The sequence below is a fragment of the Streptomyces sp. NPDC046881 genome (assembly GCF_040645015.1).
GTDB lineage: Bacteria > Actinomycetota > Actinomycetes > Streptomycetales > Streptomycetaceae > Streptomyces.
On sequence record NZ_JBEYXJ010000115.1, the window covers coordinates 1 to 26,488 of the forward strand.

The 26,488-nt window shown below is 70.9% G+C and carries 22 protein-coding genes; 3 read left to right on the forward strand and 19 right to left on the reverse strand.

Features of this window, described 5'->3' with window-relative positions:
• Window positions 1-77 precede the first annotated feature (77 nt).
• The 13 genes from nusB to ABZ923_RS34790 all read right to left on the reverse strand — a co-directional run bounded on the left by nusB (window position 78) and on the right by ABZ923_RS34790 (window position 13,627).
• The gene (gene nusB / locus ABZ923_RS34730; RefSeq protein ID WP_361480122.1) at window positions 78-512 is read right to left on the reverse strand and encodes a transcription antitermination factor NusB; all 435 of its coding nucleotides are present in this window, start codon (window positions 510-512) and stop codon (window positions 78-80) included.
• A gap of 2 nt (window positions 513-514) precedes the next feature.
• On the reverse strand, window positions 515-1,081 hold the full coding sequence (efp, locus tag ABZ923_RS34735) for an elongation factor P (RefSeq protein WP_353759039.1): 567 nt from the start codon (window positions 1,079-1,081) through the stop codon (window positions 515-517).
• 49 nt (window positions 1,082-1,130) lie between these two features.
• Window positions 1,131-2,237, reverse strand: coding sequence for an aminopeptidase P family protein (locus tag ABZ923_RS34740; protein ID WP_361480125.1), 1,107 nt, complete (start codon window positions 2,235-2,237; stop codon window positions 1,131-1,133).
• Window positions 2,238-2,385: 148 nt separating this feature from the next.
• Complete coding sequence (locus ABZ923_RS34745) at window positions 2,386-3,279, reverse strand: Pro-rich N-terminal domain-containing protein (RefSeq protein ID WP_361480128.1); 894 nt, start codon at window positions 3,277-3,279, stop codon at window positions 2,386-2,388.
• Between the two features lie 214 nt (window positions 3,280-3,493).
• Window positions 3,494-4,585 carry a 3-dehydroquinate synthase gene (gene aroB / locus ABZ923_RS34750; protein ID WP_361480131.1) on the reverse strand — a complete coding sequence of 364 codons (1,092 nt, stop codon included), beginning with the start codon at window positions 4,583-4,585 and terminating at the stop codon, window positions 3,494-3,496.
• Window positions 4,582-5,091: a shikimate kinase gene (locus tag ABZ923_RS34755; RefSeq protein WP_361480133.1), complete on the reverse strand. Its 510-nt coding sequence runs from the start codon at window positions 5,089-5,091 to the stop codon at window positions 4,582-4,584. Before ABZ923_RS34755 ends, aroB begins: the two co-directional genes overlap by 4 nt.
• A gap of 5 nt (window positions 5,092-5,096) precedes the next feature.
• Entirely contained in the window at window positions 5,097-6,281 is a 1,185-nt protein-coding gene (gene aroC / locus ABZ923_RS34760; protein WP_361480136.1) for a chorismate synthase, read from the reverse strand.
• 164 nt (window positions 6,282-6,445) lie between these two features.
• Window positions 6,446-7,285: a shikimate dehydrogenase gene (locus ABZ923_RS34765; RefSeq protein ID WP_361480139.1), complete on the reverse strand. Its 840-nt coding sequence runs from the start codon at window positions 7,283-7,285 to the stop codon at window positions 6,446-6,448.
• Between the two features lie 629 nt (window positions 7,286-7,914).
• The gene (gene mltG, locus ABZ923_RS34770) at window positions 7,915-9,576 is read right to left on the reverse strand and encodes an endolytic transglycosylase MltG (protein ID WP_361480142.1); all 1,662 of its coding nucleotides are present in this window, start codon (window positions 9,574-9,576) and stop codon (window positions 7,915-7,917) included.
• Between the two features lie 122 nt (window positions 9,577-9,698).
• Window positions 9,699-10,163: a Holliday junction resolvase RuvX gene (gene ruvX / locus ABZ923_RS34775; RefSeq protein ID WP_361480145.1), complete on the reverse strand. Its 465-nt coding sequence runs from the start codon at window positions 10,161-10,163 to the stop codon at window positions 9,699-9,701.
• A gap of 2 nt (window positions 10,164-10,165) precedes the next feature.
• Window positions 10,166-12,838, reverse strand: a complete 2,673-nt coding sequence (alaS, locus tag ABZ923_RS34780) for an alanine--tRNA ligase (protein ID WP_361480148.1) — start codon at window positions 12,836-12,838, stop codon at window positions 10,166-10,168.
• Window positions 12,838-13,185 carry a hypothetical protein gene (locus ABZ923_RS34785; RefSeq protein ID WP_361480151.1) on the reverse strand — a complete coding sequence of 116 codons (348 nt, stop codon included), beginning with the start codon at window positions 13,183-13,185 and terminating at the stop codon, window positions 12,838-12,840. The genes alaS and ABZ923_RS34785 overlap by 1 nt, the downstream gene beginning before the upstream one ends.
• A gap of 16 nt (window positions 13,186-13,201) precedes the next feature.
• A complete protein-coding gene (locus ABZ923_RS34790) occupies window positions 13,202-13,627 on the reverse strand; it encodes a DUF948 domain-containing protein (protein WP_361480179.1) in 426 nt (141 codons plus the stop codon).
• A gap of 172 nt (window positions 13,628-13,799) precedes the next feature.
• Between ABZ923_RS34790 and ABZ923_RS34795 the strand changes: the two genes are divergently transcribed.
• Window positions 13,800-15,971 carry a regulator gene (locus ABZ923_RS34795; RefSeq protein ID WP_361480154.1) on the forward strand — a complete coding sequence of 724 codons (2,172 nt, stop codon included), beginning with the start codon at window positions 13,800-13,802 and terminating at the stop codon, window positions 15,969-15,971.
• A 21-nt stretch (window positions 15,972-15,992) separates the two neighbouring features.
• Here the strand turns inward: ABZ923_RS34795 and rpsD are convergent, their stop codons facing one another.
• From rpsD to ABZ923_RS34820, 5 genes are all read right to left on the reverse strand, one after another.
• Window positions 15,993-16,607, reverse strand: a complete 615-nt coding sequence (gene rpsD, locus ABZ923_RS34800) for a 30S ribosomal protein S4 (RefSeq protein WP_189300505.1) — start codon at window positions 16,605-16,607, stop codon at window positions 15,993-15,995.
• A 293-nt stretch (window positions 16,608-16,900) separates the two neighbouring features.
• Entirely contained in the window at window positions 16,901-18,256 is a 1,356-nt protein-coding gene (locus ABZ923_RS34805) for a replication-associated recombination protein A (RefSeq protein WP_361480158.1), read from the reverse strand.
• Window positions 18,257-18,322: 66 nt separating this feature from the next.
• On the reverse strand, window positions 18,323-18,979 hold the full coding sequence (locus ABZ923_RS34810) for a vitamin K epoxide reductase family protein (RefSeq protein ID WP_361480161.1): 657 nt from the start codon (window positions 18,977-18,979) through the stop codon (window positions 18,323-18,325).
• Between the two features lie 208 nt (window positions 18,980-19,187).
• Entirely contained in the window at window positions 19,188-20,450 is a 1,263-nt protein-coding gene (gene hisS / locus ABZ923_RS34815) for a histidine--tRNA ligase (protein WP_361480164.1), read from the reverse strand.
• 13 nt (window positions 20,451-20,463) lie between these two features.
• Window positions 20,464-21,168, reverse strand: a complete 705-nt coding sequence (locus tag ABZ923_RS34820; protein ID WP_361480167.1) for an MBL fold metallo-hydrolase — start codon at window positions 21,166-21,168, stop codon at window positions 20,464-20,466.
• A gap of 170 nt (window positions 21,169-21,338) precedes the next feature.
• Between ABZ923_RS34820 and ABZ923_RS34825 the strand changes: the two genes are divergently transcribed.
• Both ABZ923_RS34825 and ABZ923_RS34830 read left to right on the forward strand, forming a co-directional pair.
• Window positions 21,339-22,163 (forward strand): peptidylprolyl isomerase, encoded by an 825-nt coding sequence (locus ABZ923_RS34825; RefSeq protein WP_361480170.1) that lies wholly within the window; start codon window positions 21,339-21,341, stop codon window positions 22,161-22,163.
• Between the two features lie 170 nt (window positions 22,164-22,333).
• The gene (locus ABZ923_RS34830) at window positions 22,334-23,563 is read left to right on the forward strand and encodes a DUF349 domain-containing protein (protein WP_361480173.1); all 1,230 of its coding nucleotides are present in this window, start codon (window positions 22,334-22,336) and stop codon (window positions 23,561-23,563) included.
• Between the two features lie 83 nt (window positions 23,564-23,646).
• Here ABZ923_RS34830 and ABZ923_RS34835 read toward each other — a convergent pair whose 3' ends face one another.
• Window positions 23,647-26,181, reverse strand: coding sequence for a bifunctional (p)ppGpp synthetase/guanosine-3',5'-bis(diphosphate) 3'-pyrophosphohydrolase (locus ABZ923_RS34835; protein WP_361480176.1), 2,535 nt, complete (start codon window positions 26,179-26,181; stop codon window positions 23,647-23,649).
• Window positions 26,182-26,488 lie beyond the last annotated feature (307 nt).

Here is a 26,488-nt window from a genome sequence, read left to right on the forward strand (position 1 = left end):
GGCTCCCGGCCCCCCACCGCCGGCCCCCCCCCCCCCCCGGGCGGCGCCCCCCCCCCCGACGGTGGCGTGTCGGGCGGTCAGGCCTCGTCCCGGCGCAGGGACGGCTTGAGCTCCTTCAGGCGGCCCAGCAGTCCGTTGACGAACGAGGGCGACTCGTCGGTCGAGAACTCCTTCGCCAGCTGCACCATCTCGTCCAGGACGACGGCGTCCGGGGTCTCGTCGACCCAGATCAGCTCGTACGCGCCCAGCCGCAGGATGTTGCGGTCCACGACCGGCATACGGTCGAGCGTCCAGCCGACCGCGTACTGGGCGATCAGCTCGTCGATCCGCTTCGCGCGCACGGCGTAGCCCTCGACCAGCTGCATCGTGTACTCGCTGACCGGCGGCTGCCGGGTGTCGGACCGGGAGAGCCGGATCCAGTCCGCGAGGACCGTCAGGACGTCGGCGCCGCGCTGGTCGCCCTCGAAGAGGATCTGGAAGGCGCGCTTGCGGGCCGTGTTGCGGGCAGCCACGGTTAGCTGTTCACCCGGCCGAGGTAGTCGCTGGTGCGGGTGTCGACCTTGATCTTCTCACCGGTGGTGATGAAGAGCGGAACCTGGATCTGGTGGCCGGTCTCCAGGACGGCGGGCTTGGTGCCGCCGGTGGAGCGGTCGCCCTGGACGCCCGGCTCGGTCTCCTGGACGGTCAGCTCGACGGCGGCCGGCAGCTCGACGAAGAGCACCTCGCCCTCGTGCTGCGCGACGGTGGCCGTGAAGCCCTCGATGAGGAAGTTGGCGGCGTCGCCGACGGCCTTGCGGTCGACCATCAGCTGGTCGTAGGTCTCCATGTCCATGAAGACGAAGTACTCGCCGTCCATGTACGAGAACTGCATGTCGCGCTTGTCGACAGTGGCCGTCTCGACCTTGACACCGGCGTTGAAGGTCTTGTCGACGACCTTGCCGGAGAGCACGTTCTTGAGCTTGGTGCGCACGAAGGCGGGGCCCTTGCCGGGCTTGACGTGCTGGAACTCGACGACGGACCAGAGCTGGCCGCCTTCGAGCTTGAGCACCAGGCCGTTCTTGAGGTCGTTCGTGGAAGCCACGGTTGCGGAATCTCCTGGACTGACGTGGACGACCCCGGGGCACGCACTCCTACAGCGCGAGCAGCTCCTTGGTCGTGATGGTGAGTAGCTCGGGTCCGCCGTCCGCCTCGGGGCGCACGACGAGCGTGTCATCGATCCGGACGCCGCCCCGGCCCGGGAGGTGGACCCCCGGTTCGACGGTGACCGGCACGCAAGCGTCCAGTTTACCCATGGCTGAGGGAGCCAACTGCGGGTCCTCGTCGATTTCGAGTCCGACACCGTGGCCGGTCAGCGGTGGCAGGGCCTCCGCATAGCCCGCGGAGTCGAGCACCTGGCGGGCCGCCCGGTCGACGTCACGGTAGGCGGCGCCGGGGGCCAGGGCCTCGCGTCCGGCGCGCTGAGCGGCGAAGACGAGGTCGTAGAGCTGGATCTGCCAGTCCGCGGGCGAGGTGCCGATGACGAAGGTACGGCCGATCTCGCAGCGGTAGCCCCGGTAGGTGGCACCCAGGCACACGGAGAGGAAGTCGCCCTCCTCCACGCGCCGGTCGGTGGGGCGGTGGCCGCGGCGGCCGGCGTGCGGTCCGGTGGCCACCGAGGTGGAGAAGGCCGGGCCGTCGGCACCGTGGTCGACCAGGCGCCGTTCCAGCTCCAGGGCGAGGTGCCGTTCGGTGCGGCCGACCAGGATGGACTCCAGCAGCTCGCCGAGGGCCTGGTCGGCGATCTCGGCGCCGATGCGCAGGCAGGAGATCTCCTCCTCGTCCTTGACCACCCTGAGCTGTTCGACGGCTCCACCGAGGTCGGTGAGGCGGAGCTTCGGGGCGACGGAGGCGATGGCCCGGTGCCGGGCGACGGTGAGGTGGTGTTCCTCGACCGCCAGGGAGTCGGCGTCCTGACCGGCGGCGATGCCGGCCGCCGCGACGGCGGGGTCACCGTCGTCCGTCGGGAGGACGTGCAGGCGCAGGTTCTCGTCCGGCCGGCCCTCGTGGGGGCGGTCGTCCGGCGGACCGGCGCAGACCAGGAGATCCTCGCGCCCGCCGAGCAGCAGGACGGCGCCCTGCGGGGCTGCGGCGGCGAGGTAGCGGACGTTGGCCGGGCGGGTGACGAGCGCTGCCGCGGTGCCGGCCGCGTTGACGTGGTCCCTCAGCCGGGATCGGCGGTTCGCGTACACCTCTGACATGAGATGAGCGTAGGAGTTTTGTGCGGTTTGTGCCGATTCGTAGGGGCCGAGTGGGGCTGCGGAGCAGGTGGGAGGCGGTGTGGGCGGACAGGGGGTTCGGGGGACGGCGGTACGGGAGGGGGAGGCGGGCGCGGTCGGGGTGGTGCGGTCACCAGCTCGGTGGGCTCGCGATCGCTCGGGCCAGGACCTCGTCCAGTACGCGGGCCGTGCCGGGGACGTCCAGCTGGGAGTTGTCGATGATCGGGAGGCCCGAGCCGTACCAGCCGGCCATGCGGCCGTGGATGCGGGCCACCTCCTCGTCGGTGAGGCGGCGGTTGCCGGTGCGTTCGGCGTTGCGTTCCAGGACGATGTCCAGGCCCGGCAGGAGGACCACCGGGAGCAGGCCCGGACCCACGTGCCGCTTCCAGCCGCCCAGGCCCACGACCGGGCGGTCCGGGAAGACGGCGTCGTCCAGGATGCAGGAGATGCCGTTGGCGAGGAAGTTGCGGGCGGCGAAGCCGCAGGTGCGGCGGGCCAGGCGGTACTGGGCCTCGGAGTGGTCGTTCCAGCCGGACTGGGGGTCGGCGAAGCCCGAGCGGACCCATTCGCGGACGTCGTCCAGGCTGATGTGGGCCGTGGGGACCCGGCGGTGGTCCGCCCAGTACTTGGCGACGCTGGTCTTGCCCGCGCCGGCCGGGCCGATGAGGAGGACGGCGAGGGTGGTGGCCGTCGGGTCCGGTGCCGTGGCCGCGGCGGGGGGCGCGCCGACCGGGCCGCCGGGTGGCAGCGGGACGTGCCCGGTGCTATCGGGGGCCGGCGCGCCGCAGGCGTGCTGCGGCGGCGGCATCTGCCCGGAGGGGGCCGGGGGCTGCTGCGGGGCGGGCGGCACGGGGCCCGACGGCGCCGGGAAGCCCGGCACCTGAGGCGGCGGGGGAACGGGGGCGGACCCCTGGGAGGTGCCCGGGTGCGCACCCGGGTGGTGTGCGGCCGGCGCCCAGCCGGCGTGCGGTCCCTGCCCCGGCTGGTGGGGCGGCGGCAGCGGAGACCCCACTGCGTGCTGCATCCGTTGCCACTCCGTCTCGTACAGGCGATGCGTGCCGGCAGCGGGGCGTGCCCCGCTCCTTACCGAACGGTACCGTCCCCGGCCGTCGTTTGGTGAAACGGCCGGGGGCGGCCCGAAGTGCCCGGTGGGCGAGGGAGATCGGACGCGGGGGAAACGGTTTCGGACGTACGGGAGTTACCGGCCGAGTCCGGGAGTCACCGCCCGAGTCCGGGGGTCACTGGCCGACCTCGCCGTAGGCGGCGAGGAGGACGGCCGGGTCCGGGCCCTCCAGGACGGTCGGCCTGGCCAGGCCGTCCAGGACGATGAAGCGCAGCAGGTCGCCGCGGGACTTCTTGTCGACCCTCATCGTCTCCAGCAGCTTGGGCCACTGGTCGTAGCGGTAGTGCAGCGGCAGCCCGACGGACTCCAGGACGGTGCGGTGGCGGTCGGCCGTCGCATCGTCCAGACGGCCCGCCAGGCGGCCCAGTTCGGCGGCGAAGTGCATGCCGACCGCGACGGCCGCTCCGTGCCGCCACTTGTACCGCTCGTTCTTCTCGATCGCGTGGCCGAGCGTGTGGCCGTAGTTGAGGATCTCCCGCAGGCCCGACTCCTTCAGGTCCGAGGAGACGACCTCCGCCTTGACCCGGATGGACCGCTCGATCAGCTCGGCCGTGTGCGGGCCCGCCGGGGTGCGGGCGGCCTCGGGGTCGGCCTCGATCAGGTCCAGGATCGCCGGGTCGGCGATGAACCCCGCCTTGATGACCTCGGCCAGACCGGAGACGTAGTCGTTCACCGGCAGGGAGTCCAGCGCCGCCAGATCGCACAGCACGCCGGCCGGCGGGTGGAAGGAGCCGACCAGGTTCTTGCCCTCGGCGGTGTTGATGCCGGTCTTGCCGCCGACCGCCGCGTCCACCATGGCCAGCACGGTGGTCGGGACGGCGATCCAGCGCACCCCGCGCAGCCAGGTCGCGGCGACGAACCCGGCCAGGTCCGTGGTCGAGCCGCCGCCGACCCCGACGATGGCGTCGGTACGGGTGAAACCGCACTGGCCGAGCGCCTTCCAGCAGTAGGCGGCGACCTCGGCGGTCTTGGCCTCCTCGGCGTTGGGCACCTGGATGGCGACGGCCTCGTAGCCCTGCTCGGCCAGGTCGGCGCGCAGCGCCTCACCGGTCTCGGCCAGCGCCTCCGGGTGGATCACGGCGACCCGCTTGGCCTGTTCACCGATCAGCCCGGCCAGCTCGCCCAGCAGCTGCCGGCCCACCAGCACCTCGTACGGGTCGGTGCCCGCGGTGCCGGCGACCGGGATCCGGGTGAGTGCCTCGCTCATACCTGCTTCAACTCCAGTGCGTCCCAGGCCGCCTGCGTGACCTCTTCGGGCGTGCGGCCGTCCGTCGCCACGACGGCGGTGGCGACCTCCTCGTACAGGTGCCGGCGCGCCTCCATCAGCTCCCGCCACTGCTTGCGCGGGTTGACCGCGAGCAGCGGGCGGGCCACGTTCAGGCCGGTGCGCCGGACGGCCTCCTCGACCTCCATCGACAGGTAGATCACCCGGTGCCCGGCCAGCAGCGCCCGGGTGTCCGGGTCGAGGACCGCCCCGCCGCCGAGTGCGACGACACCCGGGTGCTCGGTGAGCGCGGCCCGTACGGCGGCCTTCTCCAGCGCGCGGAAGGCCGCCTCACCCTCGTCCACGAAGATCTCGGCGATCGTGCGGCCCTCGGCCGTCACGATGTCCTCGTCGGTGTCCCGGTAGCCGACGCCGAGGCGCTCGGCGAGCAGCTGTCCGACGGTGGACTTGCCCACGCCCATCGGACCCACCAGGACGACCGCAGGCATGCCGCTCACCTGATCGCCAGGCTGTCGAGGTACGACGTCACGTTGCGGCGGGTCTCCGGCACGGAGTCACCGCCGAACTTCTCGGCGACCGCGTCCGCGAGGACGAGCGCCACCATGGCCTCGGCGACGATGCCGGCCGCCGGGACGGCGGAGACGTCGGAGCGCTGGTGGTGGGCCTGGGCGGGCTCGCCGGTGCTGACGTCCACGGTCTGCAGGGCGCGCGGCACGGTGGCGATCGGCTTCATCGCGGCCCGCACCCGCAGCAGCTCACCGGTGCTGAGGCCGCCCTCGGTGCCGCCGGAGCGGCCGGAGACGCGCCGGATGCCCTCCGGCGTGCTGACGATCTCGTCGTGTGCCTGGGAGCCGGGCACCCGGGCCAGCTCGAAGCCGTCGCCGATCTCGACGCCCTTGATCGCCTGGATGCCCATGAGCGCGCCGGCGAGACGGGCGTCCAGCTTGCGGTCCCAGTGCACGTGCGAGCCGAGGCCGACCGGAACGCCGTAGGCCAGCACCTCGACCACGCCGCCCAGGGTGTCGCCGTCCTTGTGGGCCTGGTCGATCTCGGCGACCATCGCCTTCGAGGCGTCCGCGTCGAGGCAGCGCAGCGGGTCCGCGTCGAGCTTCTCGACATCGGCCGGAGTGGGGTAGACGCCCTGCGGGGCCTTCACGGAGCACAGCTCGACCACGTGGGAGACGATCTCGATGCCGGCGGTCTCCTTCAGGTACGACCGGGCGACCGCGCCCAGCGCGACCCGGGCCGCCGTCTCCCGCGCCGAGGCGCGCTCCAGGATCGGCCGGGCCTCGTCGAAGCCGTACTTCTGCATGCCCGCCAGGTCGGCGTGGCCGGGGCGGGGGCGGGTCAGCGGCGCGTTGCGGGCCAGCCCCGCGAGCACCTCGGGGTCGACCGGGTCGGCCGCCATGACCTGTTCCCACTTCGGCCACTCGGTGTTGCCCACCATGATCGCCACCGGCGAGCCGAGGGTGAGGCCGTGCCGGACACCGCCCAGGAAGGTGACCTCGTCCCGCTCGAACTTCATGCGGGCACCGCGGCCATAGCCGAGCCGCCGCCGCGCCAGGTGGTCCGCCACCATGTCCGTGGTGATCGGCACGCCGGCGGGAAGACCCTCCAGCGTCGCGACAAGTGCGGGACCGTGGGACTCCCCCGCGGTCAGCCAACGCAGCCTGCTCAACGGTGCTCCTCAGTGCTCGCGCCCGGTACTGCCCTGCGCACGCGCGTCCTCGCGTGCGGTGACGGCGCCACCGGGTGCGCGACCCCGGTACGCCACCTCCGATCCTCCCACGTCCGGGGGCGGGAACCGGCCGCCGGTCCAGCAGGCGGACGCGTGCGCAGGCGTCAGCGGGCCGCGAGCGCCTTCTCGCCGGCGTGCCGCATGGCCTCCAGCGGGCCCGGGACGCGCCCGGTCATCTGCTCGAACTGGAGTACTGCCTGGTGGACCAGCAGGTCCAGGCCGCTGACCACGGCGCCGCCGAACATGGACCAGCGGGCCGCCAGTTCGGTGGGCCAGGGCTCGTAGAGCACGTCGAAGAGGGTGGCGGGGCGTTCGGGCACGGCGGTGGCGAGGGCGTCGGTGGTGCCGGCGGGCGTGGTGGCGATCACCAGCGGGGCGCGCAGCGCCTCGGCCGCGTCCGACCAGTCCGCCGTACGGACCTCCACGTCGAGCCGTTCGCCCCACTCCCGCATCTCGGCGGCGCGGGCCTCGCTGCGGACGTAGGCGACGACCTCCCCGGTGCAGACCCGGGCCAGCGCGGCGAGCGCGGAGGAGGCGGTGGCGCCGGCGCCGAGGATCGCGGCGGAGTCGACCTGTTCGATGCCGTGCTCGCGCAGGGCGGCCACCATGCCCGGGATGTCGGTGTTGTCGCCGAGCCGGCGTCCGTCCTCGGTGAGGACGAGCGTGTTGACGGCGTCGACCGAGGCTGCGGTGTCGCTGATCTCGTCGAGCAGCGGGATGACCGCCCGCTTCAGCGGCATGGTCAGCGACAGCCCGGCCCACTCGGGCCCGAGCCGGTCCAGGAAGCCGGGCAAGGCGGCCTCGTCGACGTCGAAGCTGTCGTACGACCAACCGGTGAGCCCGGCCGCCTCGTACGCGGCCCGGTGCAGCACCGGGGAGAGGGAGTGGGCGATCGGCGAACCGAGCACGGCGGCACGACGGCCGTCAACTGCCTTCGATGTCATGGAGAGCTACCCTCGGATTCCACGGATTCAGGTTACCTTGACCGGCCTTCCGCCTCTCCTGATGCAGGTTGGTGAGTCGCGCCAATCAGTTGGCGAGTGCCCTTCGCAGGAGCTCGTCGAGCTTACGGATGAGCGGAGGCGCCAGCGACGGACTGGCGAGTCCACTGGATCCGCCAGAAAGTCACGCCTGCCGCTTGGCAATACACCCAACCGCACAACACGGCGCGACGGCCAGCGGACTTGCAAAGCGAGTCGGCTGGCCGTCGAGTTCAGAAGCTAAGCCTTGTCAGGCCTGCTGACGCAGGTACTCTCATTCACCTTGCCTGCATTACCGGTGCAAGCCTCCAGACGACCGTTGATCATACATGCAGCCTTGATTGTGATCAAACAAGTGCGCACTGGGACGTTCATGCCCGTCAGTCGGGCATCTTGGTGCGCTCGGACAACCGGGAAACGAGCGAGACCGCTGGTCAGGGAGTCCGCGACCCACATGCCATACAGCTACAGGCCACGGCCAGGGACCGGGATGACCTACTCGACTGCTTGGAGGAGAGTGAGGCTGGCCTGAACCAGCCTCCTCCTGGCCGAGCGCACCTAGTCCCTCAGTGCAGTGAGTGGCCGCGCTGCCATCAGTTCTTTTTCCTCGCCGCGTTCCACTCGTCGACTAGCTTCTCGTGGTCCGCGAGCGTCTTCGTGAACTTGCTGGTCTTGCCGTCCATCGAGATGAAGTAGTACCAGCCGTCGTGAGTCGGGTTGAGCGCACCCCTGAGCGCCTCCTCGCCAGGGTTGTCGATAGGTCCGGGCGGCAACCCCTTGGAGAAGTAGGTGTTGTACGGGTTGCCGTACCTACGCAGCTCGGCGATGCTCAGATCGAGCTTGCTCTGATTCTTCACGTAGTTGTAGGTGGAGTCGAACTCCAGTCGACCGTAGGTCTGAGGGTTATCGACCTTGAGTCGGTTGTACACGACCTCCGCCATCTTGCGGAAATCATCGTGACTGGTGCCCTCGGCCTGCACCAGGCTCGCCACCGTAAGCAGCTGCCAAGGACTGTCGAGGCCAAGCGCCTGCGCCTTGTTCTCCAGACCCAACGCTTTGTACTCCGCGGTGGACTGAGCCACCATCTTCCTGAGAACGGCCGCAGGCTTCTGTCCCTTGGTGACCGCGTAACTCGAGGGGTAGAGGAAGCCTTCCAGCGGGTCCTTCAGGTTCGGGTGGTTCATCGCCCATGCAGGCAGCCCAAGGTGCTTGTACTCCTTCTTCGCGACACGCGCCGTGGTACCCGCTGCGACTCCGAGGCGCTTGTCGATCAGGGCGTACACCGCTGTGTTGCGGAGGCCCTCGGCGATGATCAGGTTGCTGCGGCTCTTCGGGCTCAGCATCAGTTCCACCGCGCTCGCGGCGGACATCTCCTTCTCCAGGGTGTAGACCCCGTCCTGGAGCGATTTACCGTCAGGGTTGGCCTGCAGTGCGGAGACGAACGCGGCGGCGCTCTCGACGACACCCGCGTCCTTCAGCTTCTGGCCGATCTCCCAGCCCCCTGCGCCCTTGGGAATCTCAACTGTGACCTGCTCCCCGTTACCGTCGCCCGCGTAGTCCGGAGCCGTGCCGAAACGATTTTGGTAGAACTGGTAGCCGAAATACCCGACTCCGCCGAGGCCGCCGCCGAACACCAGGACGACGACCATGCAGGCGCAGCCGGTGCGCCGCTTCTTGCTCTTGACGGGCTTCTTGCCCTTGCCGCCGCGCCGCTCCCGCCGGCTCTGGAGCTCGTGCTCCTCGTCGTCCTCATCGCCGTCCCCCGGGAGCACGGCGTGCTCCTCCTCGCCCGCCGCCTCCGGCTCGGGCTCCGGCTCGGGGCGCCTGCGGCCGGGCGGCTCCGGCGGCGGATAGGCGTCCTCGGTGCCGTAGAAGTCGGGCTGTTCCCCGCCGTAGGCCACGGGCTGCTGGCCGTACGGGTCGCCGGGGTCGGCCGCGTACGGCACCTGGCCGTGGGTGCCGGTCGCGTCCCAGCCGCCCTGGTGGAACTGCTGCTGGGTCTGGCCGGAGAACCGCTGGTCGAACTGCTGCTGACCGGATCCGTCCGGGTACGCGTGCTGCTGCCCGTCGTACCCGGGCTGCTGCTCCTGGCTCCACTCGCCGTACTGCGGCGCCTGCGGATAGTGCTGGGGCTGGCCGTCGTAAGGGGACTGCCGACCCGCCTGGGCCTGCTGTCCTCCCCATCCGCCGTCCCCGTACAACGGGTCCTCCGGATGCCACGGTTCGGAGCCTTGGCCCCGGCCATACTCAGTCATCGATCCCCTAGAGCCGCGAGGCCGACGGTCACGCGGCCGGGGGGCCGGCTTCCGCTCCGCCTCTTGCTGTGCCCCGGCTGTTCGAACACCGGCGCATCGCGCGGAACGTTACCGTATCGCGATCAGATGACCACTTCGACGCCTTCGCCGGGTGGATTACCTGACACCCGTTCGGATTCCAGGGCCTGCTGCAAAATGATGACGGCGGCGGCCTGGTCGATGACCGCCCGGCCCTTCTTCGACTTCACCCCCGAGGCGCGCAGTCCCTGACTGGCCGTCACCGTCGTCATCCGCTCGTCCACCAGCCGCACCGGCACCGGCGTGATGCCCTTGGCCAGCTCCTGGGCGAAGACGCGGACCTTGACCGCGGCCGGGCCCTCGCCCCCCTTGAGGGAGCGAGGGAGGCCGACGACGACCTCGACCGGTTCGTACTCCGCCACCAGTTGACGCAACCGGCGGTGGGCGGCGGGGATGTCCCGGCCGGGGACGGTCTCCACCGGGGTGGCGAGGATCCCGTCGGGGTCGCACGAGGCGACCCCGATCCGGGCGTCCCCGACGTCGATCGCGAGCCGACGTCCTCTGCGCATCGTCACTTCGCGGTTTCCGTCACGAGCCGCTCGACGGCCTCGATGGCCTCGCCGATCGCGGCCGGGTTCTGGCCGCCGCCCTGGGCGACGTCCGGCTTGCCGCCACCGCCGCCACCGAGCGTCTTGGCGGCCGTACGGACCAGGTCACCGGCCTTCAGTCCGCGGTCGCGGGCGGCGTCGTTGGTGGCGATGACCGTGAGCGGCTTGCCGTTGTTCACCGTGAAGAGAGCGACCACGGCGGCCCGTCCGCCCTGGATCCGGCCGCGCACGTCCAGGACGAGCTTGCGCAGGTCGTCCGGGGTGGTCCCGTCCGGGACCCGGCCGGTCACCAGGGCCACACCGCGCACGTCCCTGGCGGACTCGGCGAGGCCGGCGGCGGCCTGGAGGACCTTCTCGGCGCGGAACTTCTCGATCTCCTTCTCGGCGTCCTTCAGCTTGCCGAGCATCGCGGAGACCTTCTCCGGCAGCTCCTCCGGGCGGCCCTTGAGCAGTTCGGTCAGCTGGTTGACGACCGTGTGCTCGCGGGCGAGGAAGTGGTAGGCGTCCACACCGACGAGGGCCTCGATACGGCGGACACCCGAGCCGATGGAGGACTCGCCGAGCAGCTTCACCAGGCCCAGCTGGGCGGTGTTGTGCACGTGCGTGCCGCCGCACAGCTCCTTGGAGAAGTCGCCGATGGTCACGACGCGCACCCGCTCGCCGTACTTCTCGCCGAACTCGGCGATGGCGCCCTGCTTCTTGGCCTCGTCGATGCCCATGACCTCGGCGCGCACGTCGAGGTCGCGGGCGAGCACCTCGTTGATCTTCTGCTCGACGTCCGTCATCACGGCCGTCGGCACGGCGGACGGGGAACCGAAGTCGAAGCGGAAGCGGCCCGGCTGGTTCTCGGAACCGGCCTGGGCGGCCGTCGGGCCGAGGGCGTCGCGCAGGGCCTGGTGGGTGAGGTGGGTGGCCGAGTGGGCCCGGGCGATGGCGTGGCGGCGGCGGGCGTCGATGGAGGCGTGGGCCTTGGCACCGACGGTCACCTCGCCGACCTGGACGACGCCCTTGTGGACGTAGACACCCGGGACCGGCTTCTGGCAGTCGCGGACCTCGATGACGGCACCGGAGTCGACCTTGATCTTGCCGGTGTCGCCGATCTGGCCGCCGCCCTCGGCGTAGAACGGGGTGCGGTCCAGGACGATCTCGACCTCGTCGCCCTCGGTGGCGGCCGGGGAGGAGACGCCGTCGACCAGGATGCCGACGATCGTGGTCTCCCCTTCGGTGTCCGTGTACCCGATGAAGTCGGTGGCACCGGCGGAGTCGGCGATCTCGCGGTAGGCGCCCATGTCGGCGTGGCCGGTCTTCTTGGCCTGGGCGTCGGCCTTGGCGCGCTCCCGCTGCTCCTTCATCAGGCGGCGGAAGCCCTCCTCGTCCACGGACAGCCCCTGCTCGGCGGCCATCTCCAGGGTGAGGTCGATCGGGAAGCCCCAGGTGTCGTGGAGCAGGAACGCCTTGTCGCCGGGCAGGACCGTGCCGCCGGACTGCTTGGTCTCGGTGACGGCGGTGTCGAGGATGTTGGTGCCGGCCTTCAGCGTCTTCAGGAAGGCGTTCTCCTCGGCGACGGCGACCTTCTCGATGCGCTCGCGGTCGGTGATCAGCTCGGGGTACTGCTGGCCCATCATGCCGATCACGGTGTCGATCAGGTCCTTGACGACCGGACCGGTGGCGCCGAGCAGACGCATGTTGCGGATGGCGCGGCGCATGATGCGGCGCAGCACGTAGCCGCGGCCCTCGTTGCCGGGGGTGACGCCGTCGCCGATGAGCATGGTGGCCGTACGCATGTGGTCGGTGACCACGCGCAGGGAGACGTCCGAGGCGTGGGCGTCGCCGTAGCGGACGCCGGTCAGCTCGGTGGCCTTGTCGATGACGGCCATGGAGGTGTCGATCTCGTACATGTTCTGCACGCCCTGCAGAATCATGGCGAGCCGCTCCAGGCCGAGGCCGGTGTCGATGTTCTTGCTCGGCAGGTCCCCGAGGATCTCGAAGTTGTCCTTGCCGATGCCCTCGCCCCGCTCGTACTGCATGAAGACGAGGTTCCAGATCTCCACGTACCGCTCGTCGTTGACGGCGGGGCCGCCCTCGACGCCGAACTCGGGGCCGCGGTCGTAGTTGATCTCGGAGCAGGGGCCGCAGGGGCCGGGGACGCCCATGGACCAGAAGTTGTCCTTCATGCCCAGGCGCTGGATGCGCTCCTTGGGCACGCCGACGACCTCGTGCCAGATCTGCTCGGCCTCGTCGTCGTCCTGGTAGACGGTGATCCACAGGCGCTCGGGGTCGAGGCCGTAACCGCCCTTGTCCTGGGGCGCGGTCAGCAGCTCCCAGGCGAGCTTGATGGCGCCTTCCTTGAAGTAGTCGCCGAAGGAGAAGTTGCCGCACATCTGGAAGAAGGTGCCGTGCCGCGTGGTCTTGCCGACCTCTTCGATGTCGGGCGTGCGCACGCACTTCTGCACGCTGGTGGCGCGCGGGAACGGCGGCTTGACCTCACCCAGGAAGTAGGGCTTGAAGGGAACCATGCCGGCGGGGACGAGGAGCAGAGTCGGGTCGTCCGCGATGAGCGACGCCGAAGGGACGACGGTGTGCCCGCGCTCCTCGAAGAAGCTCAGCCAGCGGCGGCGAATCTCGGCCGACTCCATCAGTGGTCCTCATTCCGGTTGTACGAGTACGTCGTGTTCTCGATGTACTTCGGGTTGCTGCGGTTGTTCTCGAGGGCGGCGTACCGCCGGGGCGCGGGGAGTTCCGGGCTGTCCTGGATGCCGAGGGCCTCCTCCAGCTCGGCCTCCCGCTGGGCCATGTTGTCGCGGACGTCGAGCGCGAAGCCGACCGCGCGGTCCTTCAGCCGCTGACCGGTCTCCAGGGCCTTGTTCGCCGCGGTGACGGCGAGGCTCTCCGGGGTCAGCTGCCTCAGCTTGCGGTTGACCTTGGTGGTGGCCCACACACCGGCGGCGACACCGCTGGTGAACCAGAACGTACGGCGGAACATCGCTCGGTCTCAGTCCTTACTTCCGCTTGCGTCGTGCGGCGGGGACCGTCCGGCCCACGATCACGGTACGCCGGGGCGACTTGCCAGGCACGTCCTCCTTGCGGCCGCCGAGTGCCCGGCGGACGCCGTAGCCGAAGGCCGCGACCTTCACCAGCGGGCCGCCGAAGGTGGAGGCGACGGTGCTGGACAGCGCGGAGGCGTTCGACGTGACCTCCTGGACGTCGGAGGCGATCGCGTCGACCCGGTCGATCTGGGTCTGCGCCGAGCGCACGGCCTCGGAGGCGTCGGCGAGCAGCGGCACCGCCTGGTCGGTCACGTCCGCGACGAGCTTGGTGGTCGCCTTGAGCGTCTGGGCCAGCCTCGCCAGTGCGACCGCGAGGAAGGAGACCAGGATCGCCCAGAAGACGGCCACCAGGATCCCGGCCACCTCTCCACCGGACACTGTGCGCACCCGCTCCCTGAAACGTGCTCTGAACATCTGAACCATGAAAAAAGCAGTGCCCCGAGCCTATCGCGCCGGGGCCGGGGCTCCGCACCCGATTACCGGGCGGGGCGGGCGGAGTTGCGGGAAGCGATTGTACGGAGTGAACACGGTTCAGTACGCTCCGTGTCCCATGCGAGGTCCTCACAGCCCCGGCTCCTGGACGGGCGGCGATCCGCCCGTCGAACTCACCGCTTTCGTCGGGCGCTCGGCCGAGCTGGCCGAGCTGACGGCGGAGCTCGGCCGGGCGCGGCTGGTGACCGTGACCGGCGTCGGCGGGGTCGGCAAGTCCCGGCTGGCCGTGCGGGCGGCGGCCCGGTGGGCCTCCGGTGCCGCGGCGGGCGGGCCGGGCTGGGGGCGGGTGGAGCTGTCGCCGGTGCGGGACCCGCAGTTCGTGGAGTACGCGGTCGTGGAGGCCCTGGGGCTGACCGACCACACCGCCCGCATGCCCCGGGAGACCCTGCTGGAGCATCTGGCCGGCCGTCCCGCACTGCTGGTGCTGGACGGGTTCGAGCATCTGGTGGCGGCCTGCGCCGAGCTGACGGCGGAGCTGCTGCGCGCCCTGCCGGAGCTGTGCGTGCTGGCCGTCGGCCGGCGTCCCCTCGGCCTCGCGGGCGAGCGGCTGTTCCCGCTGGCGCCGCTCGGCGAGGACGAGGCGGTGGAGCTGTTCGCGGACCGGGCCCGGACGCACGGGGTGCCGGTGGCCGACGGCACCGAGGTGCGGGAGGTGTGCCGGCGGCTGGAGGGGATCCCGCTCGCTCTGGAGCTGGCGGCCGGACGGCTGCGGGCGCTGTCCCCGGCGCAGCTGCTGCACCGGCTCGACGACCGGTTCCGGCTGCTGACCGGCGGCGACCGGGACGCCCTCCCCCGGCACCAGACGCTGCGCACGGCGATCGGCTGGAGCCACGAGCTGTGCACGCCGGCCGAACGGCTGCTGTGGGCACGGCTGTCGGTGTTCGCGCAGACCTTCGACCTGGAGGCGGCCGAGTACGTGTGCAGCGGTGACGGGCTGGCCGCCGAGGACGTCCTGGACGTGCTGTCGGAGCTGCTCGCCCAGTCGGTCGTCTCCCGCGAGGAGACCCCGGCGGGCCCCCGCTACCGGATGCTGGACACCGTCCGGGCCTACGGCGCCGACTGGCTGGAGGCGACGGGGGACGCGGGCCGGCTGCGCAGACGGCACCGGGACTGGTACCTGGGCCTGGCGACCTGGTGCGAGCTGGAGTGGTTCTCGCCCCGGCAGCGGGAGGTGGCCGCCCGGGTCGACGCCGAGCTGCCGAATCTGCGGACGGCGCTGGAGTTCTGTCTGACCGAGCCGGAGGAGGCGCACCTCGGCCAGCACCTGGCGGGTTCGCTGTGGTTCTGCTGGGTGGGCTGCGGCCGGCTCGCGGAGGGGCGGCGCTGGCTGGAGCGCAGCGTGGAGCTGGACTCGGAGTACGAGCAGGCCCGGCTGAAGGCGCTGTGGGTGCTCGGCTATGTGGCGATCCTGCAGGGCGACACCGTACCGGCGTTCCAGGCGCTCCAGGCCTGCCGGGAGCAGGCGGAGCGGTCGGCCGATCCGACGGCGGTGGCGTACGCCGAGCACCGCACCGGCTGTCTGGCCCTGGTCTCGGACGACATGGCCCGCGCAGAAACGCTGCTGCGGTCGGCGCTGGACCGCTACCAGGAGATCGGCGAGCTGAACAGCAACGTCCTGATGGGCCAGGTGGAGCTGGCGATGACGCGGGCGTTCCAGGGCGATCTGCCGGACGCGGTGCGGCTGTGCGAGGACGTGCGCCGGGTGTGCGAGGACCACGGGGAGCGCTGGGCGCGGTCGTACGCGCTGTACGTGCTGGCGTACGCGGCCTGGCAGGGCGGCGATCCGGTCCGCGCGCGGGAGTTGCTGACGGAGTGCCTGGACAACGCGCACACCTTCCGCGACCTGCTCGGGACGGTGCTGTCGATCGAGCTGCTGGCCCTGGTGACGATGACGCAGGGCGACGCGGTGGAGGCGGCGGTGCTCCAGGGCGCCGCCGGGCGGATGTGGCCCTCGGTGGGCCTGCCGCTGTTCGGTTCGGCGTACTACAACGCCCCGCACGAGCTGTGCGAGGCGACGGCCCGCAAGGCGCTGGGCGACGAGCGGTACGAGGAGTGGGTGCGCCGGGGGGCGCGGCTGGACCGGGAGACGGCGGTGGCCCGGGCGCTCAGCAACGACGTCCGGCCGCTGCCGGCGCTGCCGACACCCCGGGGGCCGGTTGCGCGCACCCGCTCCGGACAGCGCGAACCCGCCGCCTCGCCCACCCGGAAGGGCGGGGAGACGGCGGGCTGAGGTGCTACGCCGGAGCTGGGGTCAGCGGGCGTAGTACTCGACGACGAGCTGCTCGTCGCAGATCACCGGGATCTCCTTGCGGTTCGGCTCGCGGTCCAGGCGGAACGCCAGGGCCTTGAGGTTCACCTGGAGGTAGCGCGGGGTCTCGCCGTCGGGGGCGAAGCCACCCTCACGGGCGATCGTGAAGAGCGTCTTGTCCTTGGAGCGGTCGCGGACCTGCACGACGTCGTCCGGGCGGACGCGGAAGGACGGCTTGTCGACCTTCTGGCCGTTGACCTGGATGTGGCCGTGGACGACCATCTGGCGGGCCTGGTAGATCGTGCGGGCGATGCCCGAACGCAGGACCAGCGCGTCGAGGCGGCGCTCCAGCTCGACGATCAGGGCCTCACCGGTCTTGCCCTGGACCTTGGACGCACGCTCGTAGGCGCGGACCAGCTGGCGCTCGGAGATGTCGTACTGAGCGCGCAGGCGCTGCTTCTCCAGCAGACGGACCTTGTAGTCCGAGTTCTGCTTGCGGCCGCGGCCGTGCTCACCCGGCGGGTAGGGGCGGGCCTCGAAGTACTTGACGGCCTTCGGGGTCAGCGCGATGCCGAGGGCACGCGACTTCTTGACCTTGGGGCGGGACTGGTTCGCCACTGTCTCTGTCTCTTTCGTAGTGTCGGCTCGTCAGCGTTAGGGAGGTCGCATCCGCAGCCGGGAAAACCCGCCGGATCCCGCGAGGGACCTGCCGGGCAGCCGCTTCCCTGGTCTGGGCACATACGTGCAGCACGCGAGTGGCCCACCGACCGTCCCGGGACTCCGGGTGGTGGTGGGCTGCCCGCGACACCGTTCGACGGTGCGCGACGCTCCTGGAACCCGCTGGGGGTTCCGGCTGTCCGTCCCGCTCTGACAGCACAGGACTCAGCACTTCGGAGCAGTCTACAGGGTGCTCAGGACCGCTTGCGACCGAGGTGGCGACGGGTCCATTCCACGGCGTCCGCGTACCTGGCCTCGGCGCCGTGCCGGCTCGGCGCGTAGTACTCGCGGTCCTTCAGGGCGTCCGGGGCGTACTGCTGCTCGGCGATGCCCTCGGGCAGGTCGTGCGGGTACACGTACCCCTGGGCGTGGCCGAGCTTGGCGGCGCCCTTGTAGTGCCCGTCGCGCAGATGCGGCGGCACCGGGCCGGCCAGGCCCTTGCGTACGTCGTCCAGGGCGGCGCCGATCGCGGTGGTCGCGGAGTTGGACTTGGGGGCGAGGGCCAGGGCGATCGTGGCGTGGCTGAGGGTGAGGGCGGCCTCCGGGAAGCCGATCATGGCGACGGCCTGGGCGGCGGCGACCGCGATCGGCAGGGCATGGGGGTCCGCGAGGCCGATGTCCTCGCTGGCGGAGATCATCAGGCGGCGGGCGATGAACCGGGGGTCCTCGCCGGCCTGGATCATGCGGGCCAGGTAGTGCAGGGCCGCGTCGACGTCGGAGCCGCGGATGGACTTGATGAGAGCGCTGGCGACGTCGTAGTGCTGATCGCCGTCGCGGTCGTACTTCACCGCGGCCCGGTCGACGGTCTGCTCCAGCGTCGCCAGGCTGATCTCGCTCTCGCCCTGGTCGAGTGCGGCCCCGGCGGCGGCCTCCAGGGCGGTCAGGGCGCGCCGGGCGTCGCCGCCGGCGATGCGCAGCAGGTGCTCCTCGGTGTCCTCGGGGAGGCCGACGGTGTCCTTCAGGCCGCGTTCGTCGCTCAGCGCGCGTCGGAGCAGGCCCCGGACGTCGTCGTCGGTGAGCGGTTCCAGGGTGAGCAGCAGGGAGCGGGAGAGCAGCGGGGAGATCACCGAGAAGTACGGGTTCTCCGTGGTGGCGGCGATCAGGGTCACCCAGCGGTTCTCCACGGCCGGCAGGAGGGAGTCCTGCTGCGCCTTGCTGAAGCGGTGGATCTCGTCCAGGAACAGGACGGTCTCCTTGCCGAAGCCGCCGGTGGCGCGGCGGGCGCCGTCGATGACCGCGCGGACCTCCTTGACACCCGCGGTGATCGCGGACAGCTCCACGAACCGCTTGTTCGTCGCCTTGGACACGACGTACGCCAGGGTGGTCTTGCCGGTGCCGGGCGGGCCCCAGAGGATCACCGAGGACGGCCCGGCGGGGCCGCCGTTGCCCTCGCCGACCAGGCGGCGCAGCGGGGAGCCGGGTTTGAGCAGGTGCTGCTGGCCCACGACCTCGTCGAGCGTGCGCGGGCGCATGCGCACCGCCAGGGGGCTGGCCGCCGGGTCCTTCTCCTGGCGTTCTTCTGCTGCTGCGGTGAAGAGGTCGGGTTCCACGCTGAAACCCTAGAACACGGCACCGACAATCGGGTCCGGGCCGTCAGCCGGCCCCCTCCCGCGCGGTCAGCTGGTCCAGAAGTCCCACCAGCGGGTGAGGACCAGCATGCCGATGATGCCGACGTGCAGGACCGGCAGCACCCAGGTGAACTCGCCGAAGAAGGACTTCAGCCGGCGCGGGGTCGGCAGGAAGTCGTTGCGGATGTTGAACGAGGTGACGTACCAGAACATGGTGATCGTGGCGACCCAGGCCAGCGAGCACCACAGGCACAGCGCGTTGATCCGGTACAGGGACTGGAACTGCAGCCAGGTGCAGAAGGCCACGCCGAACAGCGTGCCGAAGTTGAAGGTCAGCCAGTACCAGCGCGGGAAGCGGGCGCGGGCCAGCAGGCTCATGCCGACGCAGACGACGATGCCGTAGGCGACCAGGCCGAGCATCGGGTTGGGGAAGCCGAAGGCGGCGGCCTGCTTGCTCTCCATGACGCTGCCGCAGGAGACCACCGGGTTCAGGCTGCACCCGGGGGTGAAGGTCTTGCCGGCGACCTTGGCTTCCAGCAGCTTGAACTTGTCGATCGTGATGACCCAGGCGGCCAGCAGCCCGGCCGCACCGGTGATCACCAGCAGGATGGCGAAGGCACGGCTGCCGCCCACCGCGCGCGGGGCGTCGGCGGCGCGCTCCGGACCGGGTTCCGCGGAGACGTCCTTCACTGTCGTCTTGCTCATCACGCCGATTCCGTCACTTGAGAGGTGGACCTTCTTCGGGCACGGGTCATTGTGCCGCACGCGCCTGTGTGCGCACCGTTTGCTTCCCATAAGGATGTACGTACGACAAGTGCCGTCTGTTCGGTCCGGACAGCCCCGGCGGGCCGGAGACAAAGGCGCCGGACGCCCCCCGGGGGGAGCGTCCGGCGCCTACGCGCGCGCGTGCGGGTCAGCCGAGCCGGGCTTCCAGTTCCGCCACGATCTCGTTGACGCCGATCGCCGTCTGCTCGCCGGACTCCATGTCCTTGAGCTGGACGACGCCCTCGGCGAGGTCGCGCTCGCCGGCGACGATCGTGTAGCGGGCGCCCGAGCGGTTGGCGTTCTTCATGGCGCCCTTCAGGCCCTTGCCGCCGTACGCGAAGTCCGCCGCGATGCCCACCTTGCGCAGGTCGCTGATCTTCCCGAACAGCACCCGGCGGGCCTCCTCGCCGAGCGGGACGGCGTAGACCGAGGTGGTGGACGGGATGTCCAGTTCCACCCCTTCGGCCTCCAGCGCGAGGACCGTGCGGTCGACGCCGAGGGCCCAGCCGACGGAGGGCAGCGCGGGGCCGCCGATCATCTCGGACAGGCCGTCGTACCGGCCGCCACCGCCCACCGCGGACTGCGAGCCGAGACCGTCGTGCACGAACTCGAAGGTGGTGCGGGTGTAGTAGTCCAGGCCGCGCACCAGCTTCGGGTCGTCCTCGAAGGAGACGCCGGCCGCCGTGATCAGCTCGCGGACCTCCTCGTGGTACGCCTTGCACGCGTCGCACAGGTAGTCGCGCAGCAGCGGGGCGCCCGTGAGCTGCTTCTGGACCGACTCGCGCTTGTCGTCGAGGACCCGCAGCGGGTTGATGTCGACGCGCCGGCGCGTGTCCTCGTCCAGGTCCAGGCCGTGCAGGAACTCCTGGAGCGCGGACCGGTACACCGGGCGGCACTCCTTGTCGCCCAGGCTGTTCAGCAGGATGCGGAAGTTCCTGAGGCCCAGCGAGCGGTAGGCCTGGTCGGCCAGGATGATCAGCTCGGCGTCCAGCGCCGGGTCCTCCGCGCCGATCGCCTCGGCGCCGACCTGGGAGAAGTGCCGGTAACGGCCCTTCTGGGGGCGCTCGTAGCGGTACTGCGAACCCGAGTACCAGACCTTCACCGGGAGGTTGCCCGTCTTGTACAGGTTGGCCTCCAGGACCGCCCGCAGCACGGGCGCGGTGGTCTCCGGGCGCAGGGCCAGCCTGTCGCCGCCCTTCGTCTCGAAGACGTACATCTCCTTGGTCACGATGTCGGTGGACTCGCCGACACCGCGCGCGAAGAGTTCGACGTTCTCGAAGCCGGGCGTCTCGATGTAGCCGTAGCCGGAGTTGCGCAGCGGGGCCGCGATCGCCTCGCGCACCGCGAGGTACTTGGCGGAGTCCGGCGGGATCAGGTCGTAGGTGCCCTTGGGGGCCTTGAAGGTGCTCACGGAAGGTCTCTCGTCACATTCCTCGTCGGGGAGCCTCGGCTCCCTGGCCGGCGGCCACCTGCCGCAGATAGGGATTGGTGGCGCGCTCCTGGCCGATGGTCGTCTGGGGGCCGTGTCCGGACAGCACCACGGTGGAGTCCTCGAGCGGCAGGCACACGCGGGCCAGCGAGTCGAGCATGTCCGTCATGGATCCGCCCGGCAGATCGGTGCGTCCGATGGAGCCGGCGAACAGCAGATCCCCGGAGAAGAACACCGACGGGACGTCGGCGGTCTCGGGCATCCGGAAGGTCACCGACCCCTTGGTATGGCCCGGCGCGTGCGCGACGGAGAACTCCAGCCCGGCCAGCTCGAGCGAGCTGCCGTCGGTCAGCTCCCTGACGTCGTCCGGCTCGCCCACGGTCAGCTCGCCCATCAACGGCATGCCGATGGACCGGCCGAGCGCCTTCTCGGGGTCGCTCATCATGTAGCGGTCCTCGGGGTGGATCCAGGCCGGCACGTCGTGCGCCCCGCAGACGGGGACGACCGAGGCCACGTGGTCGATGTGGCCGTGGGTGAGGACGACGGCGACCGGCTTGAGCCGATGCTTCTTCAGCACTTCCTCGACGCCTGGGGCGGCCTCGTGGCCGGGGTCGATGATCACGCACTCCTCACCGGCGGCGGGGGCGACGAGATAACAGTTCGTCCCCCAGGCCCCGGCGGGGAACCCGGCAATGAGCACGATCGTCCTTCGTTGTGTCGATTCACAGGCGGCTTCAGCTGCTGTCAGAGCCTACCGGCGCTGCCGTTTCCTCAGCGAACCCATATACGGTACGGGGCTACACGCAGCGGTCGGCTCACGAGGACGTACGCGTACCGCCCGACACACGACACGCATGAGGAGAGAACCCGGTGGTCAGCCAGGAGCAGCGGCGGCGTCAGCTCGCCCGGGAGAAGTTCTTGCGGCAGCAGCAGCGGCGCACCCAGGCGCGGCGCAAGTCCCGCGTGCGCAACTCCGTGATCGCGTCGGTACTCGGCGTGGTCGTGATCGGCAGTGTCGCCCTGTACACGACCGGGGTGCTGAAGAACGACGACGACAAGAAGACCAACGCGAGCGCCGAGGTCACCCCGAGCGCGACGCCGACGAGCAAGGCGCCGGACCCGTGCGCGAAGCCGGCGGCCGGCTCGGTGAAGAAGCAGAGCTGGAAGAAGGAGCCGGCGATGTCGATCGACACGTCGGCGCAGTACACGCTGAAGCTCGCGACGACGTGCGGCGACATCGACGTGGCGCTGAAGACGTCGGCGGCCCCGCACACGGTCAACTCGTTCGACTTCCTCGCCGGGAAGGGCTACTTCGACCACACCAAGTGCCACCGCCTCACCACCCAGGGCATCTACGTCCTGCAGTGCGGCGACCCCCAGGGCACCGGCATGGGCGGTCCGGGCTACACGCTCCCGGACGAGAACCTCAAGGACAAGAGCCTGAAGAACAACACCTACCCGGCGGGCACGGTGGCGATGGCCAACACCGGCCAGAAGCACACCGGCGGCAGCCAGTTCTTCCTCGTCTACAAGGACAGCCAGCTGCCGCCGAGCTACACCCCCTTCGGCACCATCGGCTCGGCCGGCATGAAGGTGCTGAACAAGATCGCCGCAGCCGGCGAGAGCACCGGCGCGGGCGACGGGGCGCCGAACGCGACGGTCGTGATCAACAAGGCGACGGTCGGCAAGTCCTGAGGTCACCGGTACCGGAGCGACCGGAGGGACGGGATCGGCCGACTGCGGAATTTCGGTCGCGCTGGATGCGGACAGGCAACCCGCTGGTCGCCTATGTTGGCCGTGACGAAACTGTGGACGATGCCCGGGGGTGCTGAGGCCCCCCGCAGGCATCATGTGGAGGAGGCGCTGTGAGCAGCGACCCGTGGGGCCGCGTCGACGAGACGGGGACCGTGTACGTGCGTACGGCCGACGGCGAGAAGGTCGTCGGTTCCTGGCAGGCCGGCTCCCCCGAGGAGGCGCTGGCCTACTTCGAGCGCAAGTACGAGGGCCTGGTTGTCGAGATCGGCCTCCTCGAGAAGCGCGTGCGGACCACCGACCTGTCGGCGAAGGACGCCCAGGCCGCCATCGACCACCTGCGCGAGCAGGTCGAGGCCCACCACGCGGTCGGTGACCTGGACGCGCTGCGGGCGCGCCTGGACAAGCTCGTCGAGACCGTCGAGGCGCGCCGCGAGGAGCGCAAGGCGCAGCGGGCCAAGCAGTCCGACGAGGCCCGCAAGGCCAAGGAGGACCTGGTCGCCGAGGCGGAGCAGCTGGCCCGGTCCGACCAGTGGCGGGCGGCCGGTGAGCGGCTGCGCGCGCTGGTGGACACCTGGAAGGGCCTGCCCCGTCTGGACCGCAAGTCCGACGACGAGCTGTGGCACCGCTTCTCGCACGCCCGCTCGGCGTTCTCCAAGCGCCGCAAGGCGCACTTCGCGCAGCTGGACGCGCAGCGCGAGGAGGCCCGCCGCGTCAAGGAGCGGCTGGTCGCCGAGGCCGAGGCGCTGTCCGGTTCGACGGACTGGGGCCCCACGGCCGCCCGGTACCGCGAGCTGATGGCGGAGTGGAAGGCCGCGGGCCGCGCCCAGCGCGAGCACGAGGACGACCTGTGGAACCGCTTCCGCGGTGCCCAGGACGTGTTCTTCGCGGCCCGCAGCTCGGTGTTCGCCGAACGGGACGCGGAGCAGTCGGAGAACCTGAAGCTGAAGGAGGAGCTGGCCGAGGAGGCCGAGAAGCTCCTGCCGATCGGCGACCTGAAGGCCGCGCGGGCCGCCTTCCGCTCGATCAACGAGCGCTGGGAGGCCATCGGTCACGTCCCGCGGGACGCCCGGCCGAAGGTCGAGGGCCGGATGCACACCGTCGAGCGGGCGATCCAGGAGGCCGAGGAGGCCGAGTGGCGCCGGACGAACCCGGAGGCACGCGCGCGTGCCGAGGGTCTGACCGGTCAGCTCCAGGCCGCCGTGGACAAGCTGAAGGCGCAGATCGAGCAGGCGCGCGCCCAGGGCAACAACGCCAAGGCCGACAAGCTGGAGAAGGAGCTGGAGGGCCGTGAGGCGCTCCTGGAGCAGGCCCTGAAGGGCCTCCAGGAGTTCGGCGGCTGATTCGCCCCGGCAAGCAGCCGAAAGGGCCCCGTACGCGCGTACGGGGCCCTTTCGCGTTGCCGGGTCCGTCCCGGCGGGCGGTTCTACGACCGGGCGCGTCCGGAGGTCACGCGGTACACGTCGTACACGCCCTCCACGCCCCGCACGGCCTTCAGGACGTGACCGAGGTGCTTGGGGTCGCCCATCTCGAAGGTGAAGCGGGAGGTGGCCACCCGGTCGCGGGAGGTCTGCACGGCCGCCGACAGGATGTTGACGTGCTGGTCGGACAGGACCCGGGTGACGTCCGAGAGCAGGCGCGAGCGGTCCAGCGCCTCGACCTGGATGGCGACCAGGAAGACCGAGGACTGGGTGGGCGCCCACTCGACGTCGAGGATGCGCTCCGGCTCGCGGGACAGCGAATCGACGTTGACGCAGTCGCTGCGGTGCACCGATACGCCGCTGCCGCGGGTGACGAAGCCGATGATCGGGTCGCCGGGCACCGGCGTACAGCACCGGGCCAGCTTGACCCACACGTCGTCGACGCCCTTGACCACCACGCCCGGGTCGGCGCTGGAGCGGCGCTTGCGCCCGCGGGTGCGCGACGGCGGGACCGTCTCGTCGATCTCCTCGGTGGCCGCCTCCTCGCCGCCGAGGGCCTGGACGAGCTTCTGCACGATGTTCTGGGCCGAGACATGGCCCTCGCCGATCGCCGCGTACAGCGCGGAGATGTCCGAGTAGCGCATCTCGTGGGCGAGCGTGACCAGCGAGTCGCCGGTCAGGATCCGCTGGATCGGCAGGTTCTGCTTGCGCATGGCCCGCACGATGGCGTCCTTGCCCTGCTCGATCGCCTCGTCCCGGCGCTCCTTGGAGAACCAGGCGCGGATCTTGTTGCGGGCCCGCGGTGACTTGACGAAGCCGAGCCAGTCCCGGGACGGTCCGGCGCCGGCCGCCTTGGAGGTGAAGACCTCCACCAGGTCGCCGTTGTCCAGGGTGGATTCGAGCGGTACGAGACGGCCGTTGACCCGCGCTCCTATGGTGCGGTGGCCGACCTCGGTGTGGACGGCGTACGCGAAGTCCACCGGGGTGGCACCGGCCGGCAACGCGATGACGTCACCCTTGGGTGTGAAGACGAAGACCTCGTTGCGGGACAGGTCGAAGCGCAGGGACTCCAGGAACTCGCCCGGGTCCTCGGTCTCCTTCTGCCAGTCCAGCAGCTGGCGCAGCCACGCCATGTCGTTGAGGTGGTCGTCCTTCTTGCCGGCCTTGGGCACGTCGGTACGGACCTTGGAGGCGCCGGCGACGGCCTCCTGCTTGTACTTCCAGTGCGCGGCGATGCCGTACTCGGCGCGGCGGTGCATGTCGAACGTGCGGATCTGCAGCTCGACCGGCTTGCCGTTGGGGCCGATGACCGTCGTGTGCAGCGACTGGTACATGTTGAACTTGGGCATCGCGATGTAGTCCTTGAACCGGCCGGGGACCGGGTTCCACCGCGCGTGCACGGTGCCGAGGGCGGCGTAGCAGTCGCGCACGGTGTCGACGAGGACACGGATGCCCACCAGATCGTAGATCTCCGCGAAGTCACGGCCGCGGACGATCATCTTCTGGTAGACGCTGTAGTAGTGCTTCGGGCGGCCGGTGACGGTCGCCTTGATGCGGGCGGCGCGCAGGTCGGCCTGGACCTCGTCGGTCACTATGGCGAGGTACTCGTCCCGCTTCGGGGCGCGCTCGGCCACCAGCCGTACGATCTCGTCGTACATCTTGGGGTAGAGGATCGCGAAGGCGAGGTCCTCCAGCTCCCACTTGATGGTGTTCATGCCGAGGCGGTGGGCGAGCGGAGCGTAGATCTCCAGCGTCTCGCGCGCCTTCTTCTCCTGCTTCTCGCGCTTGAGGTAGCGCATGGTGCGCATGTTGTGCAGGCGGTCGGCGAGCTTGATGACCAGGACGCGGGGGTCCTTGGCCATGGCCACGACCATCTTGCGCACGGTCTCGGCCTGCGCGGCCTCGCCGAACTTGACCTTGTCCAGCTTGGTGACGCCGTCGACGAGGAGGGCGACGGTGTCGCCGAAGTCGCGGCGGAGCTGGTCCAGGCCGTACTCGGTGTCCTCGACGGTGTCGTGCAGCAGCCCGGCCATCAGCGTGGCCGGGTCCATGCCCAGCTCGGCGAGGATGGTGGTGACGGCGAGCGGGTGCGTGATGTACGGGTCGCCGCTCTTGCGCTTCTGGCCGCGGTGCCAGCGCTCGGCGACCTGGTAGGCGCGCTCGATCTGGCGCAGCGTGGAGTTCTCGATCTTCGGGTCGTTGCTGCGCACTATCCGCAGCAGCGGCTCCAGGACCGGGTTGTACGGGTTCGCGCGCTGGACGCCGAGACGGGCGAGGCGGGCCCGGACGCGGTTGGAGGAGCCGGTGCGGGTGGGCTGCGCGGCCGGCTGGCGGACCACGGGGGGCTGGGCCGGGCGCTCGGGCGGGGCCGGCTTGGGGCGCGAGGACTCGGCGCTCTTCTCGACCGGCGCGGACTGGGCGTGCTCGACCGTGCCGCGGGTGTCGTTCTTCACCTGCGACGTGCTCGGCGCGGGCTTCGCCGCGGGGGCCGAGGCGGGCTCGGGCTTGGCGGCGGTCAGGTGCTGGGCCTCGTCTGGCAAGAGGGCTCCTCGTGCGCGATCCGGGTCCCCCGGTCAGGCTCCGGAGACCCCATGGTATCGATCCTGCGCCCGGTCATCGCCTGCAGGCCACTGTGAGGACCGACTGTCCGTGGAACACCGGGGGTCGCCGCGGGATTCCGGGGAGGTGACGGGCGGGTGGTGCGGGGGTGGTCCCGTGGGGTGCGGTGGGTGTCCGTCGGGTGGATCCCGGGTGCCCCGCGTCACGCCCTTCTCCCCTCGGCGTTCCCTGGCCGGTGCCGGGAACGTGGTCGGCGGGCCCCCCCGGCGGGGGGGGGGGGCGCGCGCC

What these genes read in the sequence shown, in the direction of transcription:
- ABZ923_RS34785 (WP_361480151.1), bottom strand. Translation starts at nt 13,185, where the DNA reads ATGTTCCGCCGTACGTTCTGGTTCACCAGCGGTGTCGCCGCCGGTGTG.
- ruvX (WP_361480145.1), bottom strand. Translation starts at nt 10,163, where the DNA reads ATGCGCAGAGGACGTCGGCTCGCGATCGACGTCGGGGACGCCCGGATC.
- ABZ923_RS34755 (WP_361480133.1), bottom strand. Translation starts at nt 5,091, where the DNA reads ATGCCTGCGGTCGTCCTGGTGGGTCCGATGGGCGTGGGCAAGTCCACC.
- ABZ923_RS34745 (WP_361480128.1), bottom strand. Translation starts at nt 3,279, where the DNA reads ATGCAGCACGCAGTGGGGTCTCCGCTGCCGCCGCCCCACCAGCCGGGG.
- alaS (WP_361480148.1), bottom strand. Translation starts at nt 12,838, where the DNA reads ATGGAGTCGGCCGAGATTCGCCGCCGCTGGCTGAGCTTCTTCGAGGAG.
- ABZ923_RS34765 (WP_361480139.1), bottom strand. Translation starts at nt 7,285, where the DNA reads ATGACATCGAAGGCAGTTGACGGCCGTCGTGCCGCCGTGCTCGGTTCG.
- ABZ923_RS34810 (WP_361480161.1), bottom strand. Translation starts at nt 18,979, where the DNA reads ATGAGCAAGACGACAGTGAAGGACGTCTCCGCGGAACCCGGTCCGGAG.
- aroB (WP_361480131.1), bottom strand. Translation starts at nt 4,585, where the DNA reads ATGAGCGAGGCACTCACCCGGATCCCGGTCGCCGGCACCGCGGGCACC.
- ABZ923_RS34795 (WP_361480154.1), top strand. Translation starts at nt 13,800, where the DNA reads ATGCGAGGTCCTCACAGCCCCGGCTCCTGGACGGGCGGCGATCCGCCC.
- ABZ923_RS34740 (WP_361480125.1), bottom strand. Translation starts at nt 2,237, where the DNA reads ATGTCAGAGGTGTACGCGAACCGCCGATCCCGGCTGAGGGACCACGTC.
- mltG (WP_361480142.1), bottom strand. Translation starts at nt 9,576, where the DNA reads ATGACTGAGTATGGCCGGGGCCAAGGCTCCGAACCGTGGCATCCGGAG.